General features: G+C 62.9%; 16 protein-coding genes and 1 pseudogene. 5 read left to right on the forward strand and 12 right to left on the reverse strand.

What is annotated here, in order from left to right:
* The first annotated feature begins 258 nt into the window (after positions 1–258).
* From C9990_RS24300 to C9990_RS24320, 5 genes are all read left to right on the forward strand, one after another.
* Positions 259–1,956: a molecular chaperone HscC gene (locus C9990_RS24300; RefSeq protein WP_106804902.1), complete on the forward strand. Its 1,698-nt coding sequence runs from the start codon at positions 259–261 to the stop codon at positions 1,954–1,956.
* An 11-nt stretch (positions 1,957–1,967) separates the two neighbouring features.
* Positions 1,968–3,587 carry a J domain-containing protein gene (locus C9990_RS24305; RefSeq protein ID WP_106804903.1) on the forward strand — a complete coding sequence of 540 codons (1,620 nt, stop codon included), beginning with the start codon at positions 1,968–1,970 and terminating at the stop codon, positions 3,585–3,587.
* Positions 3,588–3,728: 141 nt separating this feature from the next.
* Positions 3,729–4,979: an OprD family porin gene (locus tag C9990_RS24310; protein WP_106804904.1), complete on the forward strand. Its 1,251-nt coding sequence runs from the start codon at positions 3,729–3,731 to the stop codon at positions 4,977–4,979.
* 83 nt (positions 4,980–5,062) lie between these two features.
* Positions 5,063–5,962 (forward strand): polysaccharide deacetylase family protein, encoded by a 900-nt coding sequence (locus C9990_RS24315; protein WP_065899477.1) that lies wholly within the window; start codon positions 5,063–5,065, stop codon positions 5,960–5,962.
* A 120-nt stretch (positions 5,963–6,082) separates the two neighbouring features.
* On the forward strand, positions 6,083–7,639 hold the full coding sequence (locus C9990_RS24320) for a M91 family zinc metallopeptidase (RefSeq protein ID WP_106804905.1): 1,557 nt from the start codon (positions 6,083–6,085) through the stop codon (positions 7,637–7,639).
* Between the two features lie 10 nt (positions 7,640–7,649).
* On the opposite strand, the pseudogene C9990_RS24325 reads toward C9990_RS24320, so the two are convergent.
* The 12 genes and pseudogenes from C9990_RS24325 to C9990_RS24380 form a co-directional block, all read right to left on the reverse strand.
* A pseudogene (locus C9990_RS24325) lies at positions 7,650–7,829 on the reverse strand (4-carboxymuconolactone decarboxylase); the annotation flags it as partial.
* Positions 7,830–8,099: 270 nt separating this feature from the next.
* Positions 8,100–8,795 (reverse strand): TrkA family potassium uptake protein, encoded by a 696-nt coding sequence (locus C9990_RS24330; RefSeq protein WP_201143679.1) that lies wholly within the window; start codon positions 8,793–8,795, stop codon positions 8,100–8,102.
* Positions 8,785–10,113 carry a TrkH family potassium uptake protein gene (locus tag C9990_RS24335; RefSeq protein WP_106804906.1) on the reverse strand — a complete coding sequence of 443 codons (1,329 nt, stop codon included), beginning with the start codon at positions 10,111–10,113 and terminating at the stop codon, positions 8,785–8,787. Before C9990_RS24335 ends, C9990_RS24330 begins: the two co-directional genes overlap by 11 nt.
* Positions 10,114–10,269: 156 nt before the next feature.
* Complete coding sequence (gene pcaC / locus C9990_RS24340; RefSeq protein WP_065902905.1) at positions 10,270–10,668, reverse strand: 4-carboxymuconolactone decarboxylase; 399 nt, start codon at positions 10,666–10,668, stop codon at positions 10,270–10,272.
* 286 nt (positions 10,669–10,954) lie between these two features.
* The gene (gene pcaD / locus C9990_RS24345) at positions 10,955–11,746 is read right to left on the reverse strand and encodes a 3-oxoadipate enol-lactonase (protein ID WP_106804907.1); all 792 of its coding nucleotides are present in this window, start codon (positions 11,744–11,746) and stop codon (positions 10,955–10,957) included.
* 10 nt (positions 11,747–11,756) lie between these two features.
* Positions 11,757–13,121: a 3-carboxy-cis,cis-muconate cycloisomerase gene (locus C9990_RS24350; RefSeq protein ID WP_106804908.1), complete on the reverse strand. Its 1,365-nt coding sequence runs from the start codon at positions 13,119–13,121 to the stop codon at positions 11,757–11,759.
* Between the two features lie 9 nt (positions 13,122–13,130).
* Positions 13,131–14,426, reverse strand: a complete 1,296-nt coding sequence (locus C9990_RS24355; protein ID WP_065902911.1) for an MFS family transporter — start codon at positions 14,424–14,426, stop codon at positions 13,131–13,133.
* Positions 14,427–14,606: 180 nt separating this feature from the next.
* Positions 14,607–15,173, reverse strand: coding sequence for a protocatechuate 3,4-dioxygenase subunit alpha (gene pcaG / locus C9990_RS24360; protein WP_106804909.1), 567 nt, complete (start codon positions 15,171–15,173; stop codon positions 14,607–14,609).
* 1 nt (position 15,174) lies between these two features.
* Complete coding sequence (gene pcaH / locus C9990_RS24365) at positions 15,175–15,879, reverse strand: protocatechuate 3,4-dioxygenase subunit beta (protein WP_106804910.1); 705 nt, start codon at positions 15,877–15,879, stop codon at positions 15,175–15,177.
* Between the two features lie 17 nt (positions 15,880–15,896).
* A complete protein-coding gene (gene pcaF / locus C9990_RS24370) occupies positions 15,897–17,099 on the reverse strand; it encodes a 3-oxoadipyl-CoA thiolase (RefSeq protein ID WP_177410378.1) in 1,203 nt (400 codons plus the stop codon).
* Positions 17,096–17,875, reverse strand: coding sequence for a CoA-transferase subunit beta (locus tag C9990_RS24375; protein ID WP_065902919.1), 780 nt, complete (start codon positions 17,873–17,875; stop codon positions 17,096–17,098). Before C9990_RS24375 ends, pcaF begins: the two co-directional genes overlap by 4 nt.
* Positions 17,875–18,732, reverse strand: coding sequence for a CoA transferase subunit A (locus C9990_RS24380; protein ID WP_106804912.1), 858 nt, complete (start codon positions 18,730–18,732; stop codon positions 17,875–17,877). Before C9990_RS24380 ends, C9990_RS24375 begins: the two co-directional genes overlap by 1 nt.
* Between the last annotated feature and the right edge of the window lie 80 nt (positions 18,733–18,812).

Consider the following 18,812-nt stretch of genomic DNA (forward strand, 5'->3'; position numbering starts at 1 on the left):
TTCACTGCTCAACGGTGCTTTTCTGTGGGAGCTGGCTTGCCTGCGATTGCATCGAATGGGTGTCACTGATGTACCGAGGTGCCTGCATCGCAGGCAAGCCAGCTCCTACAGAAAAGCCGCGTGTTTTTTGCTCGGTTGCCCATCTCGCTCCAACCCCACCGATCCGCCTATCCCCGGTCGTGCACCTTGCGCTCCCTTCAACCTTTCAGGGTAAAATTGGTAACAGATTCTTACAGACCACAGAGGGAGCTTGTCGTAATGATCGTAGGAATCGACTTGGGGACCACCAACAGTCTCGCGGCAGTCTGGCGGGGTGATGCCACTGAATTGGTGCCCAACGCCCTGGGCCAGATGCTCACCCCCAGCGTGGTCGGGCTGGATGACCAAGGCCGCGTGCTGGTCGGCCAGGCCGCCAAAGAGCGCCTGCACACGCACCCGCACCTGACCACTTCGCTGTTCAAGCGCTACATGGGCAGTGCCACCGAAGTGCGCCTGGGCGACCGTTCGTTCCGTCCTGAAGAACTCTCGGCACTGGTGCTCAAGAGTCTCAAGGAAGACATCGAGCGCACCTACGGCCATACCGTCACCGAAGCCGTGATCAGCGTGCCCGCCTACTTCAGCGACGGCCAACGCAAGGCCACGCGCATCGCCGGCGAACTGGCGGGGCTCAACGTCGAGAAACTGATCAACGAGCCCACCGCGGCCGCCCTCGCCTACGGCCTGCACCAGCGCGACAAGGAAACCTCGTTCCTGGTGTTCGACCTCGGTGGCGGCACCTTTGACGTGTCGATCATCGAGCTGTTCGACGGCGTGATGGAAGTGCGCGCCAGCGCCGGCGACAACTTCCTCGGCGGCGAAGACTTCGACACGCTGCTGCTCGAACACTTTGTCGACAGCCAGCGCAACGCCCAGGGTTTCCCGCCCACCAGCAGCGTCTTGCAAGCCTTGCGCCGCGAGGCCGAGCGCGTGCGCAAGGCCCTGGGCCAGGACGACAGCGCCGACTTCAACCTGCGCGTCGACGGCCAGCAATGGGTCACGACCATCACCCAACAGGAGCTGGCCAAGCTCTACACGCCACTGCTCGAACGCCTGCGCGCGCCGATCGAACGGGCCCTGCGCGATGCGCGGATTCGCGTTGGCGACCTCGATGAAATCCTGCTGGTCGGCGGTACCACGCGCATGCCGCTGGTGCGCAAACTCGCCGCCGGCCTGTTCGGGCGCTTCCCGTCCATCAGCCTCGACCCCGACCAGGTGGTCGCCCACGGCGCCGCGATCCAGGCCGCGCTGAAGGCACGCTCGGCCGCCCTCGAAGAAGTCGTGCTGACCGACGTCTGCCCCTACACCCTCGGTATCGAGACCTCGAACCAGTACGGCAGCCACATCGAAAGCGGCCACTACCTGCCGTTGATCGAACGCAACAGCAGCGTGCCGGTGAGCCGGGTCAAAAGTGTGTTCACCCTGTACGACGACCAGACCCGCGTGCTGTTGAAGATCTACCAGGGCGAAAGCCGCCTGGTCAAAGACAACATCGAGCTGGGCCAGCTGGAAATTGCCGTGCCCAAGCGCAAGGCCGGTGAAGTCTCGCTGGACGTGCGTTTCACCTACGACAACAACGGCCTGCTGGAAGCCCAGGTGAAAATCCCGCTGACCGGCGAGCAACACTCGCTGGTGATCGAGAACAACCCCGGCGTGCTGAACCCGCAGGAGATCCAGCAACGCCTGCAAGCCTTGGCAGAGTTGAAGGTTCACCCCCGCGACCAGCAGGTCAACACCGTACTCGTCGCCCGCCTCGAACGCCTCTACCAGGAAAGCCTGGGTGAGTTGCGCGAGCAGCTCGGGCACTGGGCCGGGCAATTCCAGCAGGTGCTCGACACCCAGGACGAACGCCGCATCCGCGAAGCGCGCAGTGAACTGACCCGGCAACTTGAGCAACTCGACAACGGGTTCTGGCGCTGAGGGAACACTCCATGGATTGTTGGACTGTGCTGCAACTGCCGGAAGATGCCGACGAGCGCACCATCAAGCGCACTTATGCGCGGCTGCTCAAAAGCTGCCGCCCGGACGAAGACGCCGAAGGCTTCCAGCGCCTGCGCGAGGCCTACGAAGAAGCCCTGAGTGAAGCGCGCTGGCGCGTCGATAACCAGGACGAGGACGAGGACCGGGTCGAGGCGCCTGTGGCCGAAGCCGCCTACGGCAACCTCAGCGACCTGGCCGAACTGATGGACGTTCGCCCGCTCAGCGCTGCCCCCTTCGAGGCGCCGGCGCCGAACCCGGCCCAGGCGCTGCTCAGCGGCCTCAGCGTGCATAACCTCGACGAGCGCTGGGCCCAGGCCCGCCAACAAGGCTGCGCCGACGCCTTCCAGGCCCTCCTGCTGCGCCATTGTTTCGATGCCCCGGGCGAGCGCAGCGCCATCGCCAGCTGGGCAGTGCAGCACCTGGAATGGCTGACACCGTGGCAGCAGGTGACGATGACCCCCTGGCAATACGAAGCGCTGACCAGCGAGCTGCTGCAGGATTACCGCCGCACCTTGCAGGAACTGCTCGAGCAAAAGGCCGAGCGCGAGTTCATCACCCGGCTCACCCACTACAACAACCAGCCGTGGCTGCGGGTCTTTGACCTGCAGCAACAGTGGCAACGTATCGTCCTGCACCTGCTCCACGACACCCAATGGAGCGTGCCGCTGTTTGAACGGGTGTGCCAGGCGTTCGGCTGGGACGACCAGAAAGGCGTGTACCCGGAACCCGCCTGGATATGGCGCCAACTGGTGTCCCGCTGCGAGCAGGAAAGCTTCTACGCCAACCTGCTCGACAAGGCTCAGGACAAGCGGCGCAACTCGGCCGATGCGCTGGCCGCGCGCCTGCTGCTGACGCCGATGTCGGCCACGCAACAAAAACGCCTGACCGACACCTTCGGCGAAAACGACTGGCAGGCCTGCCAGCACCTGGCCGAAACGCTCACCTGGCGCTACCCGCAACTGCTCGAACGCCTGCCCCACAAACAACTGTTTTTCTGGCGCAAGTTCGTGCCACGGCCCATCTACACCCAGGTATTTATCCGGCTGTGGGCCGTGTTCGCCCTGGGGTTCGGCCTGAGCATCGCACACGACAAACCCGACAACCTGAACCTGATGTCGCTCGTGATCTTCATGCTGATGGCGTTCGTGCCGGCCGCCATCGGTTTTCGCGTGACACAGCTGTGGGCCGGGATGAGTTCCACCTATCGGGTACCCGACCTGTGGCTGAGCCAGTACCTGATCCCCAAGCGGATCAACCCCAATGAATACTGGCTGGTGATACGCCACGGCGTGCCGCAGGCGATCATGCTGGTGGCCTGCGGGCTGATGCTCGGCGTGCTCGGCGCGCTCACCTATGCCGGCATGGTCCTGATCCACCTGTTGCACAAAAAACGCATCGGCTCCATGAGTCCTGCCTTCGCCGAAGGCTACCCGTGGCTGAATGGCTTGCACTGGGCGTTCTGGAGCCCGTTGCAAGCGGTGTTCCTGGTGGTGATGGTGGCGCTGATCGTTGCCGCCCAGCACTACCTGCCGAGCTTCCCCTGGACCCACTTCGACCTGCCCAAGCGCTGACCCTGACTGCCGGGCCCGACGGCCCGGCAACTTGCGTTCGATCATCGCCCACAACCCGCCCTCCCCCGATTGAATCGTCCCCGCAGCGCCCCGCACCATGGCCGCCACCTGCATAACCCCAATAACAACAGGTCCGACACCATGAGCACTTTCCACCCGCGCCGGCTCTTGCTGGCCACCGCTGTCGCCAGTCTTGCGTTGCCTGCCGTCGCCGAAGAACATGGGTTTCTCGAAGACGCCAGCGCCAACCTCAACCTGCGCAATTTCTTCTTCAATCGCAATTACACCAACCCCACCAAGACCCAGGGCGGCGCGCAGGAGTGGACGCAAAGTTTCATCCTCGATGCCAAGTCCGGCTTTACCCAGGGCACGGTCGGTTTCGGCGTGGATGTGCTGGGCCTGTACTCGGTGAAGCTCGATGGCGGGCGCGGCACCGGCGGCACTCAATTGTTGCCGCTGGATCATGACGGTCGCCCGGCGGACGAGTTCGGCCGCCTGGGCGTGGCGTTCAAGGCGCGGATATCGAAGACTGAGGTCAAGGTGGGCGAATGGATGCCGGTGCTGCCGATCCTGCGTTCGGACGATGGCCGCTCCCTGCCGCAAACCCTGCGCGGCGGGCAGATCACCTCCAGGGAAATCGATGGCCTGACCCTCTACGGCGGCCAGTTCCGCGCCAACAGCCCGCGCGACGACAGCAGCATGACCGACCTGTCGATGGTCGGTAAACCCGCCTTCACCTCCGACCGTTTCAACTTCCAGGGCGGCGAGTATGCGTTCAACGACAAGCGCACCCAGATCGGCCTGTGGAATGCCCAGCTCAAGGACATCTATAGCCAGCAGTTCGTCAACCTGATCCACAGCCAGCCCATCGGCGACTGGACGCTGGGGGCCAACCTCGGATTCTTCTACGGCAAGGACGATGGCAGCGCCCGCGCAGGCAACCTGGACAACAAGACCTGGTCCGGGCTGTTCTCCGCCAAGTACGGCGGCAACACCTTCTATGTCGGCCTGCAACGACTCACCGGCAACAGCGCCTGGATGCGCGTCAACGGCACCAGCGGCGGCACCCTGGCGAACGACAGCTACAACTCGAGCTACGACAACGCCGAGGAAAAATCCTGGCAGGTGCGCCATGACTACAACTTCGCCGCCCTCGGCGTCCCCGGCCTGACCCTGATGAACCGCTACATCAGCGGCAGCAACGTGCACACCGGCACCATCACCGACGGCAAGGAATGGGGCCGTGAAAGCGAAATCGGCTACACCGTGCAAAGCGGCGCCCTGCAAAACCTGACGGTACGCTGGCGCAACTCAAGCATGCGCCGGGACTACAGCAACAATGAATTCGACGAAAACCGGTTGATCGTCAGTTACCCGATAAGTCTGCTGTAAACCGCCGCCGGACTTGCTGTATGGTGCGCGCCTGCCGCTGCTGATCCACTCAGCAGCGGCTTCTATCCGGGCCCGCGCACACCATGAAATCCTTCGTCATCGCCTTCGCCCTCTGTGCCCTGGCCCTGAGCCTCAGCGGCTGCATTGGTGCGCCCATTCCCCTGACGCCGCAGACCGAACAGCGCCTGCAAGCCCAGGCACCGATCCGCTTCCTGCTGACCTTCGACGACGGCCCCAGTGCCTCGGGCTACAACAACCCCAGCCGTTCCGTGGTCGCCGACCTGGCGCACAACCCGGTGTTGCCGGGGATCAAGGCGGTGTTTTTCCTGCAGACCGAAGCGAGCCGTTCCGGCGGTAGCTCCCGGGGCCGCAAGACCATGGAGCGTGAGTACGCGGGCGGGCATATCCTGGCCTTTCACACGGCGACAGCGTTTCATACCAACCATCGCTGGCTGAATGACGCCGAGCTGGACAGCACCCTCGCCCAAGGTGCGGCCGACATTGCCGCGATCACCGGCACGCCGCCCGTGCTGGTGCGCCCACCGTTCTGGAACTACGACCGCCGCACGTTCGCCGCCTACCAACGCCATGGCATGCAGGTGTTGCTGACCGACTTGAGCGCCAATGACGGCAAGATCTGGGGCTTCAACGGCAGCCCGCGCCGCCGCGCCAATCTGTATCGACAACTGTCGGTGGTGCGCGAACACATCGCGCTCGGCGAGCTACCGACGGTGGACGGGGTGATACCGGTGGTGGTGACCTTCCACGATATCAACCGCTACACCGCGCGGCACCTGCAGGAGTACCTGCAGATCCTGCTCGACAGCGCCCGCATCAATGGCATGCCGACGGCCGCCGAGCCGTTCTACACCGACACCGGCGCCCTGCAACGCGCCGCGCTGGCGCGCACGGTCAAGGATGTCAGCGAGCCCGTGCATCTGCCCGGCGTGTGGAATTGGGTGTGGGACGCCGACTCCCACTAAATCCAGGCCGCTCGCAAGGCACGCAACATCAAGACAAGTGTTTGACTGCCCTCTCCTCGGAACAACACTTCCCTGCCCACCACTCAAAGGAAAATCTGCCAGCAACGATCGAGCCTTACCATGACTATCTCTGCGTCCACGCCCGTAATGACGAATTACACCCACAGTCCATCGCCGACACCGCCAGAACCCTCCGTCCAGATCAAATACAAACGCCCTGACTCCGATGCCCTGACCCCCGCCTCCCGTCCGTCTCCGGAAATCGCCCTGGGACACAAAAGCTACGTTAACAGCGAGGTCCTGTTTCAGGACAAGAATGTGAAAATCTCCCAGGAGGTTGAATTCAGCGCCGAAAAAAACGGCGACGTCAGCACCATATTCAGTCAAATGGTGTTAGAAACCGGCAACCATGCAGACCGGGTGAACATCAAGCGCGCCCCCGATGGGAAGCTGATCGCGACGGTCAACGGTAAAGCCTACAGCCTCGAGCTGCTCAATCGTCCCGAGCAGGGAATGGTCCAGCCCCTGTATATCAAGACCCACGGCGGCAACGACTCCGTGGTGGTGGCTCCAGACGTCACGACGCCCATCAAGATCGATTTGGGAGACGGTGACGACTACGCCCGCGGTGGTGGCGGCAACACCCAAATCAAGGGCGGCGCAGGCGACGACTTTATCGTGATGGGCAGGGCGCGTGGGGTCGCATCAGGCGGGGAAGGCAACGACACACTGATCGCGGGCAGTGGCAGCAGTGCGCTGTATGGCGACAATGGCGATGACCGCCTTCAGGCCATGCAGGGCCCTGCCCACCGAAAGGTGCATATGGACGGAGGGCGCGGCAACGACTTCATGATCGCCAAAAATGGCCACACCGTGATGCACGGTGGCGGTGGTGACAACCTGATGGTCAGCCATGGCAGTTCGGTCATTTACACCGGCAGGGGTAAAAACAACGTGAGGTCTTACCATGACAACACGGTGATCTACGCCAAACCTTCGGATAACGTGGTCCACTCGCCCAGCTCACGCAGGATTGATGTAACGCCCAGTGATGCCGGGAAAACTGCCTATAAGGTCGAGGGTTCCGCCGAGTTCAAACAGCGCGTCGAAGACGATCTGGAGCTATTGAGAATGTCGCCCATAGGCCAGCAGTCCTTGAAGAAAGAGGACGAACTGGCCGCGAGCAACAACGCGCCGGTCACCCTGCGCGAGCTGGACACCCGGTATGACATGACCTACGGCTTCAACACCAAGGCCATCCAACAGCATCTTCAAGCCGGCGGCGCCGTCGAAGCCCTGAGCGAGTCACAGTTGGGTTATATCGTGGAGGGTAAAGCCGGAGAAAAAGCTGACCTGGGCACGATCAATTACAACCCGATGTATATGCATGACGACAGTTCCTCCCCGATCACCAGTCTCGCGCATGAAAGGGGACACGCCTTCGCGGGTGCCACAGGCCAAAATCTAAAGGGCGCAACCGCAGAACCCGACAATAACCAGGAAGGTGAACCCAACAGGGAGCGACAGGCGATCGGTCTGCAATCGGCAGTCCCCCCGGTTGATTTCGACGGCGACCCCAGCACCGCGAAAACCACCTCCAATCCACGGGCATTTACCGAAAACGGCCTGAAAGAAGAAATGGGGCTTCCATTGCGCAAGAGGGTCTACACCACGTAGACGGCCTGAGCCGGCTCGACCGCCTCAGGCCCGGGCGGGTCCAGATGTCACCCCAGGCGTGGCGGGTGATCATTTCCTGGAACCCACTGTTGAACTCGGTCAGGGCATCGAGGCTGCGGTCGACATGCGCATCACCCAGTACTTCGCGGCGCACCTGCAGGCCATCGGCATAACGGTGTTTCTCCCCCACAAAAATACTCCCGACTGAACGTGATAAAGGCTCGCCCCACTGTGGCAAACGCACTTGCCGTAGCCAGCACGCTTGTTTTGCTGAGCGGACTTATTGTGGCTAGTGGGCTTGTTGTGGCGAGCGGGCTTGCCCCGCGTTGGGCTGCGCAGCAGCCCCAAATCCAGGCACAATGATTCACCTGAACAAACGCACTGACTGACTCCCCCCCGCTTCGCAAACCAACGCGGCAAGCCCGCTCACCACAGGTTTACCTGCAACACAACTCCCGGCCTATGTCGAATGCCCGGCAAATTTTTGAATCAGATGAGTCGGCCCAGACACGATCAGCAGATCCCCCGGCAGTACCTGCGTACCCGGGGTGGCATGCTGAAAATCTTGACTGGCACGCTTCAACCCTACGACCGTCACGCCGAATTTTTCGCGGATTTGCCCATCGGCCAGCGTGCTGTTGTGGCTCGACACGGGCGAATGAATCTTGGCGATGGCGAAACCGTCGTCGAACTCGATGAAATCAATCATCCGCCCGGTAATGAGGTGAGCCACACGCTCGCCCATTTCCTTCTCTGGATAGACAACGTGGTGAGCGCCAATGCGTTGGGCTATCTGCCCGTGCTCGGCTGTTCGGGCCTTGACCCAGATATCCGGGATCCCCAGTTCGGTCAGCGTCATGATGGTCAACAGGCTGGCGGCCAGGTCGGTGCCGATGCCCACAATGGCATGGGCAAAGTCGGCAACGCCCAGTTGGCGTAACACCTGCTGGTTGGTGGAGTCGGCCTGCACCGCATGCGTCAGCAGGTCAGCCCACTCATGAACCGGTGCCGCGTCGCGGTCGATGCCCATGACGTCGTGCCCCAGCCGCATCAGCGATTGGGCCACCGAGCCGCCGAAGCGGCCCAGACCGATTACCACCACGCTGTCGCCCTTGGCAAATGAGAACTTCTCTGAAAATAGAAAGTTAGCCAACAATGGGATGCTCCTCTGGGTAACGGTAGGGCATACGGTGCTTGCCCAAGGCCAGTGACGCCGCCAGCGTGATAGTGCCCACCCGTCCGGCGAACATCAGCAGCGTCAACACCAGTTGGCTTGAGGTGGGTAGCTCGGCGGTGATACCGGTGGACAAGCCGACGGTACCAAACGCCGAGATGACTTCGAAGATGACCTGGTCTGTGGGCAACGCGGTTTCACGCAGGATAAAGAGCGTTGCCAACACGATCAGGGCGCTGCTCAGGACCAGCACGGTTATCGCTTGACGCTGGGCCGCAGCGCCGACTCGCCGGCCAAAGGCCTCGCAATCACTGTGCCCACGAATTTCAGCAATCACCAGCAAGACCAGGATCGCCACAGTACCGACTTTCACCCCGCCCGCAGTGCCTGCACTGCCACCACCGACGAACATCAGAAAGTAATGCACCGCCCAGCTTTCCGGGGTCAGTGCCCCAATGTCGATCGAATTGAATCCGGCGGTACGCGCGGACACGGAAGCAAATGCTGCCGATAACACTTTATCGGTCACGGCCATCGGGCCAAGGGTAGTGGAATGGTCCCACTCGAACAGCAACAGCGTGAAAAACCCGACCACCAGCAAGATCACCGTGCCAGACAAGGTGAGCTTGGTATGCAGCGACCAGCGATGAGGATGGTTGAACCGGCTGCGCAGGTCATACAGCACGGGAAAGCCAATGCCACCGATAATAATGGCGGCCATCACAGGCAACAGAATCCAGGTATCCGTGGCGTAATGCATCAGGCTGTCGGGATAAATCGAGAACCCTGCGTTGTTGAACGCCGATACGGCATGAAACAGGCCGCTCCAAGCCGCATCAGCCCATGACTGGCCATAGCCCCAATGCAACCTTAAAGTGAGCCACACGGTCGTGATGAGCTCCAAGGCGAACGTCACCACCAGCACCAGTTTGGCCACGCCGGCAATGTCGCCCACCCCCAATGAGCGCGACTCCAACTGTGCGACCATCTTGGTGCGCAGGCGCAACCGGCTGTTAACCATGAGGCCAAGCAGGGTCGCCACCGTCATGATGCCGAAACCGCCAAGCTGGAACAGCAGCAGAATCACCGACTGGCCGAAGGTCGACCAGTACGTACCCGTATCCACCACCACCAACCCGGTCACACAGACGGCCGATACCGCCGTAAAGAAGGCCGTCGCCCACGGGACGGCGCCCCCCTCGGCATGGGAAATCGGCTGCATCAGAATGAAGGTTCCGACCCCTATCGCGGCCAGGAACACCAAGGCGACAACCCTGGCGGGATGCAGCAGTAATTTCATTAGGGCCGGGGCTCAGGTCGGATAGGAAGATCCGTAGCGCAGGATAAACACGACGCCCCTTAGGAGCTGTAGGAATAAGCCGCTACTCCCCGTCAGCATAGCTGAAACACTCAACCTCCCATTTTACCGCCCCCAACTGCGTCGCGGAGTCTGCGTTCAGGCCTGTTCCCGCGACTCGACACCCAGTTCATCCCACACCGACTCAGCCAGGTGAAACGTCGCGTTCGCCGCCGGTATGCCGCAGTAGATTGCGCTCTGCATCAGCACTTCCTTGATCTCGGCGCGGGTCACGCCATTGCTGGCCGCGGCGCGCAGGTGCAGCTTGAGTTCTTCGCTGCGGTTCATGCCGATCAGCATGGCGATGGTGATCAGGCTGCGGGTGTGCCGCGGCAGCCCCGGGCGGGTCCAGATGTCACCCCAGGCGTGGCGGGTGATCATTTCCTGGAACTCACTGTTGAACTCGGTCAGGGCATTGAGGCTGCGGTCGACATGCGCATCACCCAGAACTTCGCGGCGCACCTGCAGGCCATCGGCATAACGTTGTTTCTCATCCACAAAAAATACTCCCGACTGAATGTGATAAAGGCTCGCCCCACCGTGGCAAACGCACCTGCCATAGCCAGCACGCTTGTCTTGCTGAGCAGGCTTGTCTTGCTGAGCGGACATATTGTGGCGAGCGGGCTTGTCGTGGCGAGCGGGCTTGTCGTGGCGAGCGGGCTTGCCCCGCGTTGGGCTGCGCAGCAGCCCCAAATCCAGGCACACTGATTCACCTGAACAAACGCACTGACTGACTCACGCCCGCTTCGCCCCCCAACGCTGCGCAATCCCGCTCACCACAGGTTCAATGCGCCAGCAGAAACTCCAGCACCCGCCCACTGAACGCCGCACCCGCCTGCACATTGGACAGGTGCGCAGCATAGAACTCGGCGTATTCGGCGCCCTGCACATGGCTCTGGATAAAGTGGCTGCCGGCCGGTGGCGTGACGGCATCTTCGGTGCCGGCAATCGCCAGGGTCGGCACTTTGATCAAGGCCAGTTGCTCGCGGAAATCGGCGTCGCGCACCGCCGCACAATTGGCCGCGTAGCCTTCGGGCGAGGTCGCCGCGAGCATGTCGGTGATCTGCTGGGCCTGGTGCGGGTTGGCCGCAGCGAAATCGGCGGTGAACCAGCGCGCAATCGATGCATCGCGCAACGCTACCATCGCCGCCGCGCCATCGCGCAGGACCATCTCGATACGCGGGTTCCAGATGTCCGGCGTGCCGATCTTGGCGGCGGTGTTACACACCACCAGGCGCTGCAGGCGCTCGCCGGCATGGATGCCGAGCCATTGGCCGATCAAGCCGCCCATCGACAGCCCACAGAAATGCGCCCGCTGGATATCCAGCGCATCCAGCAGCGCAATCACGTCGCGCCCCAGTTGCTCGATGCTGTAGGGCCCCTCGGTGACCAGGGATTTGCCATGGCCACGGGTATCGAAACGCAACACGCGAAAATGCCTGGTGAAAGCCGGGATCTGGATGTCCCACATGTGCAGGTCAGTGCCCAGCGAGTTGGACAGCACCAACACGGGTGCCTCCGCAGGTCCATCCAGTTGGTAATGCAGTTCGCCCTCGGCGAGTTGTACAAAAGCCACAGCGTTCTCCTCAGGCGGTCAAGGCAAAATGTTCGGTGACGGCGCGGGTCACCCAGGTGTGCGCCTGGCCCAGGTAGTGGGCCGGGTCGAGCAGGCGGTCGAGTTCAGCGGCGGACAGTTCGTGGGTGATTTGCGGCTCGTCCGCGAGCACCGCACGCAAGTGACGCCCCTCGGCGACCGCGCGTTTACAGCATTGCTCGAGCAGGTGGTGGGCGGTCTCGCGCCCCAGGCGTTGGGCGAGCACGATGCTCACGGCTTCGGCCAGCACCAGGCCCTGGGTCAGGTCGAGGTTCTGCGCCATGCGCTCAGGATTGACCTCCAACCCCTCGCTCACCAGCAAGGCCTGGCGCAGCGCTCCGGAGACCAACCGGCAAATCTCCGGCAGGGTTTCCCACTCGGCGTGCCACAGGCCCAGGCTGCGCTCGTGTTCCTGGGGCATGGCGCTGAACAGTGTCGCCACCAGGCCAGGTACGCGAGTCGCCGCGCTGATCAGTACGGCGGCGCCCACCGGGTTGCGTTTGTGCGGCATGGTCGAGGAACCGCCCTTGCCCGGCGCCGACGGCTCGAAGACTTCCGCCGCCTCGGTCTGCATCAGCAGGCTGATATCACGCCCCAGCTTGCCGAGGCTGCCGGCGATCAGGCCGAGCACACTGGCAAACTCCACCAAACGGTCGCGCTGGGTATGCCAGGGTTGTTCGGGCAGGCCCAGCTGCAATTCGGCAGCCAAGGCCTCGGCGACCGGCATCGCCTGTTCACCGAGCGCCGCCAAAGTGCCGGACGCGCCGCCAAATTGCAGCACCAGCAGACGCGGTTTCAGCTCGGCGAGACGTTGCCGACTGCGCGTCACTGCCCCCAGCCAACCGGCGATTTTCATCCCCAACGTGACCGGTGTCGCATGCTGCAACCAGGTGCGCCCAGCTAACGGCACGCCGGCATAACGCTGCGCCTGCGCGGCCAGCACGCCGCCCAGTTGCGCGAGGTCAGCTTCGATCAACGTCAGCGCCTGGCGTATTTGCAGGACCAGGCCGGTGTCCATCACGTCCTGGCTGGTCGCGCCCAGATGCACATAACGCTCGGCCCCGGCATCCTCACTGGCGATCAACTTGCCCAGCGCCTTCACCAACGGAATGGCCGAATTCCCCGCCGTGGCAATCGCCACGCCGAGGGCGTCCACGTCGTACCGCGACGCCAGGCAGGCCTGGGCAATCGGGGCAACGGCGGCGTGCGGAATCAAGCCGACCCGCGCCTCGGCACGGGCCAGGCCCGCTTCGAAATCGAGCATGCCCTGCAGGCGCCCCTGATCGCAGAACACCTCGGCCATGCTGTCAGCGGTGAAGTAGGCGTCGAACAATTGATTGCTCGTGCGCAGCGTCATAACGGTCCCTTACAAATCGTGGTGCAAATACGCCGCCTGTTTCGGCAAGCGCAAGCTGAACAGGAAGGCCACCGCCATCATGCCGGTGACATACCAATAGAAGGTGTTTTCCATGCCCATGGATTTGAGCCCCAGGGCCACGTATTCCGCCGAACCGCCGAAGATCGCGTTGGCCACCGCATAGGCCAGGCCCACGCCGAGGGCGCGCACTTGTGGCGGGAACATTTCGGCTTTCACCAGGCCGCTGATCGAGGTGTAGAAGCTCACAATGGCCAGGGCCAGGGTGATCAGCACAAAGGCCAGGAACGGGCTGCTGACGGTTTTCAGGCTGAGCAGGATCGGCACCGTGCACAGCGTGCCCAGCGCGCCGAACCACAGCATCGAGTTACGGCGACCGATCTTGTCGGCCAGCATGCCGAACAGCGGCTGCATGCACATGTAGAGGAACAGCGCGCCGGTCATGATGTAGCTGGCAGTCTTGGCGTGCATCCCGGCGGTGTTCACCAGGTACTTCTGCATGTAGGTGGTAAAGGTGTAGAAAATCAGCGAGCCGCCAGCGGTGTAGCCAAGCACGGTGATAAACGCAGCCTTGTGGTCACGGAACAGCGCGGCGATGCTGCCGGCGTCCTTGTCCTGGCGGGTTTCCTTGCTGGTGGTTTCCTTGAGGGTGCGACGCAGCAGCAGGGAGATCACGGCTGCAACTGCGCCGATCACGAACGGAATCCGCCAGCCCCACGCCCGCAGTTCGTCTTCGCTGAGCAGTTGCTGCAGGATCACCACCACCAGCACTGCCAGCAGTTGCCCGCCGATCAGCGTCACGTATTGGAACGAGGCAAAGAAGCCACGCTGGCCCTTGAGCGCGACTTCACTCATGTAGGTCGCGGTGGTGCCGTATTCGCCGCCGACCGACAAGCCCTGGAACAACCGCGCCACCAGCAGCAACGCCGGCGCCCAGGCGCCGATGTCTTTGTAGGTGGGCAGGAAGGCGATCACCAGCGAGCCGGCGCACATCATCAGCACCGAGATCATCATCGAATTCTTGCGACCATGCTTGTCGGCCACCCGGCCAAACAGCCAGCCGCCGATAGGTCGCATCAGGAAGCCGGCGGCAAAGACGCCAGCAGTGTTGAGCAGTTGGACCGTGGGGTCGTCCGACGGGAAAAACGCCGGGGCAAAGTAGATGGCGCAGAAGGCATAGACGTAGAAGTCGAACCATTCGACGAGGTTGCCGGAAGACGCACCGACGATCGCAAAAATCCGTTTGCTGCGTTCTTCTCCGGTGTAGTGGCTGGTTTTTGTTGTCATGTTTTTTCACTCAGTGGGAACGGTTATAGCCTAGACATACTTTGCAACAACCATGTTCCGCAAGCAGACTTTTGCACAGCAGTTGCCTGAACCGGCCTCATCGCCGGCAAGCCCGGCGCCCACATGTGGAACGCATCCCCCTGTGGGAGCTGGCTTGCCGGCGAAAAATCTCAAGCCAACTCAATAATCAAAAAACACGGTCTCTTCGTCTGTGCCTTGCAAAATCACATTCCACTGATACACACCCGCCGCATCCGCCTTGGCGATCAGCGTGCGCCGCCGCTCCTGGGGCACACACGCCAGCAGCGCGTCATCCCCGTTCAGCGCCTCGCCGTCAAAGTAAATCCGCGTCAGCAGGTGCTTCACCAGCCCACGCGCGAACACCAACACCACCAGGTGCGGCGCCTGGGTCGTACCCTTCAAGCCCGGAACGGCACCTGGCTTGATGGTGGTAAAACGAAACCGCCCTTCGGCATCCACCGGCACCCGGCCAAAGCCTTCAAAGTTGGGGTCGACAGCCTTGTCCTGCTCATCCTCGGGATGGTCGTACTTGCCGGCGGCATTCGCCTGCCAGACTTCCAGCATGGCGTCGTTGACGACATCGCCGTTGCCATCCACCACCTGCCCGCTGATCGCCACGCGCTCGCCGAGGGTGGCGGGCACGGTGAGGTCTTCGCGGTTCAGCCAGGTCAGGCCGATGTGGTAATACGGCCCGACGGTGTGGGACGTGGTCGCAGTGAGTGTCATCTCATTTCTCCATCGGCGTGGCGTCGCGGCCGCGCAGGACGATGTCCCAGCGGTAGCCGAGGGCATAGGAAGGAATGGTTTTTTCCAGGTCGAAGCGGGCGATCAGGCGCTGCTTGGCCGAGGTGTCCGGCACGCAGTTGTAGATCGGGTCGTACTCCAGCAGCGGGTCGCCGGGGAAATACATCTGTGTGACCAGGCGCGTCAGCACGCTCGGGCCGAACAGTGAAAAGTGGATATGCGCCGGGCGCCACGCATTGTGGTGGTTGCCCCACGGGTAGGCGCCGGGCTTGATGGTCTGGAACTGGTACCAGCCCTCGGCGTCGGTGACGGTGCGGCCGGTGCCCGTGAAGTTCGGGTCCAGCGGCGCGTCGTGCAGGTCGCGCTTGTGGTTGTAGCGACCGGCGGCGTTGGCCTGCCAGATCTCCACGAGGATGCCCGGCACCGGTTGACCGTTTTCATCCAGCACACGCCCGTGAATGATGATGCGCTCACCGAGCGGTTCGCCGGCGTGCTGGGCGGTGAGGTCGTTGTCCTGCGCATTGACGCGCTCGGCGCCGATGGTCGGGCCGGTGATTTCCGACAACGAATGGGGCAGAAACACCAAGGGCTTGGACGGCGAACGCAGGTTCGTCGACTGGTAGGCCGGGTGCAGGTAATCAGGTTGAGTGCCCGCTTGCGGGCGCCGGTAACCGGGCTTGTCACTCATGGAGCAATCCTCTCTTATTAGACGCGTTCAATCGCCAGGGCCAGGCCTTGGCCGACGCCGACACACATCGTCGCCAGGCCTTTGCTGCCGCCGGTTTTTTCCAGTTGATGCAGCGCCGTCAACACCAGCCGCGCACCGCTCATGCCCAGCGGGTGGCCGAGGGCGATGGCGCCGCCGTTCGGGTTGACCTGCGGCGCGTCGTCGGCAATCCCCAATTCACGCAGCACGGCCAGGCCTTGGCTGGCGAAGGCTTCGTTGAGTTCGATCACGTCGAAGTCGCTGACCGCCAGGCCCAGGCGCTCCACCAGCTTGCGCACCGCCGGCACCGGGCCGATGCCCATCACGCGCGGTGCCACGCCGGCACTGGCCATGCCGAGCACCCGGGCGCGGGCCGTGAGGCCGTGTTTTTTCACGGCGTCGGCGGAGGCCAGGATCAGCGCTGCCGCACCATCGTTCACGCCCGAGGCATTGCCGGCGGTGACGGTCTTGTCCGGGCCGTTGACCGGCTTGAGTTTGGCCAGGGCATCGAGGGTGGTGTCCCGTGGGTGTTCATCGTGCTCCACCACGGTCTCGCCTTTTTTGTGCGCAACGCGTACCGGCACGATTTCCTCGGCGAAGTACCCGGCAGCCTGGGCGGCGGCCGTGCGTTGCTGGCTACGCAGGGCGAACGCGTCCTGGTCGGCGCGGGACACGTTGAAATCGTCGGCGACGTTGTCGGCGGTCTGCGGCATTGCATCCACGCCGTACTGGGCTTTCATCAACGGGTTGATAAAACGCCAGCCGATGGTGGTGTCTTCGAGCTTCATGTTGCGGGAAAACGCCGCGTCGGCCTTGCCCATCACGAAGGGTGCACGGGACATCGACTCGACGCCCCCGGCAATCGCCAACTCCATTTCACCGCTGGCGATTGCACGGAACGCTGTGCCGATGGCATCCATGCCCGAGGCACACAGGCGGTTCAGGGTCACGCCAGGGATGCTTTCCGGCAGGCCCGCCAGCAGCAGGGCCATGCGCGCGACGTTGCGATTGTCCTCACCGGCCTGGTTGGCGCAGCCGAGGAAGACTTCGTCGACCGCGTTCCAGTCCACCGAAGGGTTGCGCTCGATCAGTGCCTTGATCGGCAACGCGGCGAGGTCATCGGCGCGCACGGTAGACAGGCCACCGCCGAAACGGCCGATGGGGGTACGAATGGCGTCACAGATAAATACTTCGCGCATCAGGCTTCTCCGGGGGCTTGGCCATGGGCGGCGGCGGTACGTGCTTCGAGGTCACGCAAGGCGCTCAACTCGACGTCGGTGGGTTCCTCGGTGGTGCTGACCTGGTCGGCAAATCGAATCGCCCAACCGGTGGCGGCCACGACTTGTTCGCGGGTCACGCCAGGGTGCAGCGCGGTGACCACAAATTCATGGGTGCCCGCTTCCGGCTCCATGATGCACAGGTCGGTAATGATCCCTACAGGCCCAGCCCCTGGCAGGCCCAGGCGTTTGCGTGAATCGCCGCCTTCGCCGTGGCCGACCGAGGTGATGAAGTCCAGCTTGTCGACAAACGAACGCGACGACTGCTTGAGGATGATCAGCACGCTCTTGGCCGAACCTGCGATCTCCGGTGCGCCGCCGGCCCCCGGCAGTCGCACCTTGGGCTGGTGGTAATCGCCCACCACGGTGGTGTTGATGTTGCCAAAGCGGTCGACCTGGGCGGCACCGAGAAAGCCGACGTCGATACGCCCGCCTTGCAGCCAATAACGAAAGATCTCACCGGTCGGCACCACCGTGTCGGCGGTCTCCGCCAGCTCGCCATCACCGATCGACAGCGGCAACACCGAAGGCTTGGCGCCAATCGGGCCGGACTCGTAGATCAGCACCACGTCGGGCGATGAGGTCAGGCGCGCCAGGTTGGCGGCCTTGGACGGCAGGCCGATGCCCACAAAGCAGACGGAGCCGTTCTTGAGGCGACGCGCGGCGGCGACGGTCATCATTTCATTGGTCGAGTAAGCCATTACTTGGCCTCCTGCACGGTGGCCAGCTTGGCCCGGAATTCACTGAAGTCGGCAGTGCCGTGGATGTATTCGTCGATCCAGGCGGTAAACGTCGCACGGTCGCGGGCAATCGGGTCCCACGCCTGATAGAAGCGGTTATCACGCTCGTTGTAACCATGCGCGTAGGAAGGGTGTGCGCCACCAGGTACATGGCACACCGCAGTCAGTGCCCACGTCGGCAACACGCAGCTGTTCATCGGCGCGTTGAGGTCATCGACGATTTCCTCGACGGTGACGATGCAGCGCTTGGCCGCCAGGGCCGCTTCCTTCTGCACCCCGAGAATGCCCCAGAGCAGCACGTTGCCCTTGCGGTCGGCCTTCTGTGCATGGATCACGGTGATGTCCGGGCGCACCGACGGCACCGCCGCCAGCACTTCGCCGGTGAACGGGCAGGTCACGGTCTTGATCAGCGGGTTGACCTTGGGCAGGTCGGAACCGGCGTAGGCACGCAGTACCGCGAACGGCAGGCCCGAGGCGCCGGCGACGTAGGCATTGGCCAGGTCGGCGTGGCTGTGTTCTTCGATTTCCAAGGGTTGCGGCCATTGCTTCTCGACCGCGTCACGCAGGCGGTGCAAGGAGCCCACGCCAGGGTTGCCGCCCCAGGAGAAAATCAACTTGCGCGCACAGCCGGCGCCGATCAACTGGTCGTAGATCAGGTCAGGCGTCATACGCACCAGCGTCAGGTCTTTCTTGCCCTGACGAATGATTTCATGACCCGCTGCCGTGGGGATCAGGTGGGTGAAGCCTTCCAGTGCGACGGTATCGCCGTCGTTCACGAATTGCTTCACCGCGTCGCGCAGCGCAAGAATTTCAGCCATGGGGTTCGGGCTCCCGGTGTGGATCGAAAAAGGCGCTGAGGTGGCGCCGAAGTGCTTGAAGATTAAGCCGGGTAAATGGG

Origin of the sequence: Pseudomonas sp. S5D5 (genome assembly GCF_003013355.1) — a bacterium.
In the GTDB taxonomy this organism is placed as follows: domain Bacteria; phylum Pseudomonadota; class Gammaproteobacteria; order Pseudomonadales; family Pseudomonadaceae; genus Aquipseudomonas; species Aquipseudomonas aylmerensis.

What these genes read in the sequence shown, in the direction of transcription:
- C9990_RS24300 (WP_106804902.1), top strand. Translation starts at nt 259, where the DNA reads ATGATCGTAGGAATCGACTTGGGGACCACCAACAGTCTCGCGGCAGTC.
- C9990_RS24305 (WP_106804903.1), top strand. Translation starts at nt 1,968, where the DNA reads ATGGATTGTTGGACTGTGCTGCAACTGCCGGAAGATGCCGACGAGCGC.
- C9990_RS24310 (WP_106804904.1), top strand. Translation starts at nt 3,729, where the DNA reads ATGAGCACTTTCCACCCGCGCCGGCTCTTGCTGGCCACCGCTGTCGCC.
- C9990_RS24315 (WP_065899477.1), top strand. Translation starts at nt 5,063, where the DNA reads ATGAAATCCTTCGTCATCGCCTTCGCCCTCTGTGCCCTGGCCCTGAGC.
- C9990_RS24320 (WP_106804905.1), top strand. Translation starts at nt 6,083, where the DNA reads ATGACTATCTCTGCGTCCACGCCCGTAATGACGAATTACACCCACAGT.
- C9990_RS24335 (WP_106804906.1), bottom strand. Translation starts at nt 10,113, where the DNA reads ATGAAATTACTGCTGCATCCCGCCAGGGTTGTCGCCTTGGTGTTCCTG.
- C9990_RS24350 (WP_106804908.1), bottom strand. Translation starts at nt 13,121, where the DNA reads ATGACGCTGCGCACGAGCAATCAATTGTTCGACGCCTACTTCACCGCT.
- C9990_RS24355 (WP_065902911.1), bottom strand. Translation starts at nt 14,426, where the DNA reads ATGACAACAAAAACCAGCCACTACACCGGAGAAGAACGCAGCAAACGG.
- pcaG (WP_106804909.1), bottom strand. Translation starts at nt 15,173, where the DNA reads ATGACACTCACTGCGACCACGTCCCACACCGTCGGGCCGTATTACCAC.
- pcaH (WP_106804910.1), bottom strand. Translation starts at nt 15,879, where the DNA reads ATGAGTGACAAGCCCGGTTACCGGCGCCCGCAAGCGGGCACTCAACCT.
- C9990_RS24375 (WP_065902919.1), bottom strand. Translation starts at nt 17,875, where the DNA reads ATGGCTTACTCGACCAATGAAATGATGACCGTCGCCGCCGCGCGTCGC.
- C9990_RS24380 (WP_106804912.1), bottom strand. Translation starts at nt 18,732, where the DNA reads ATGGCTGAAATTCTTGCGCTGCGCGACGCGGTGAAGCAATTCGTGAAC.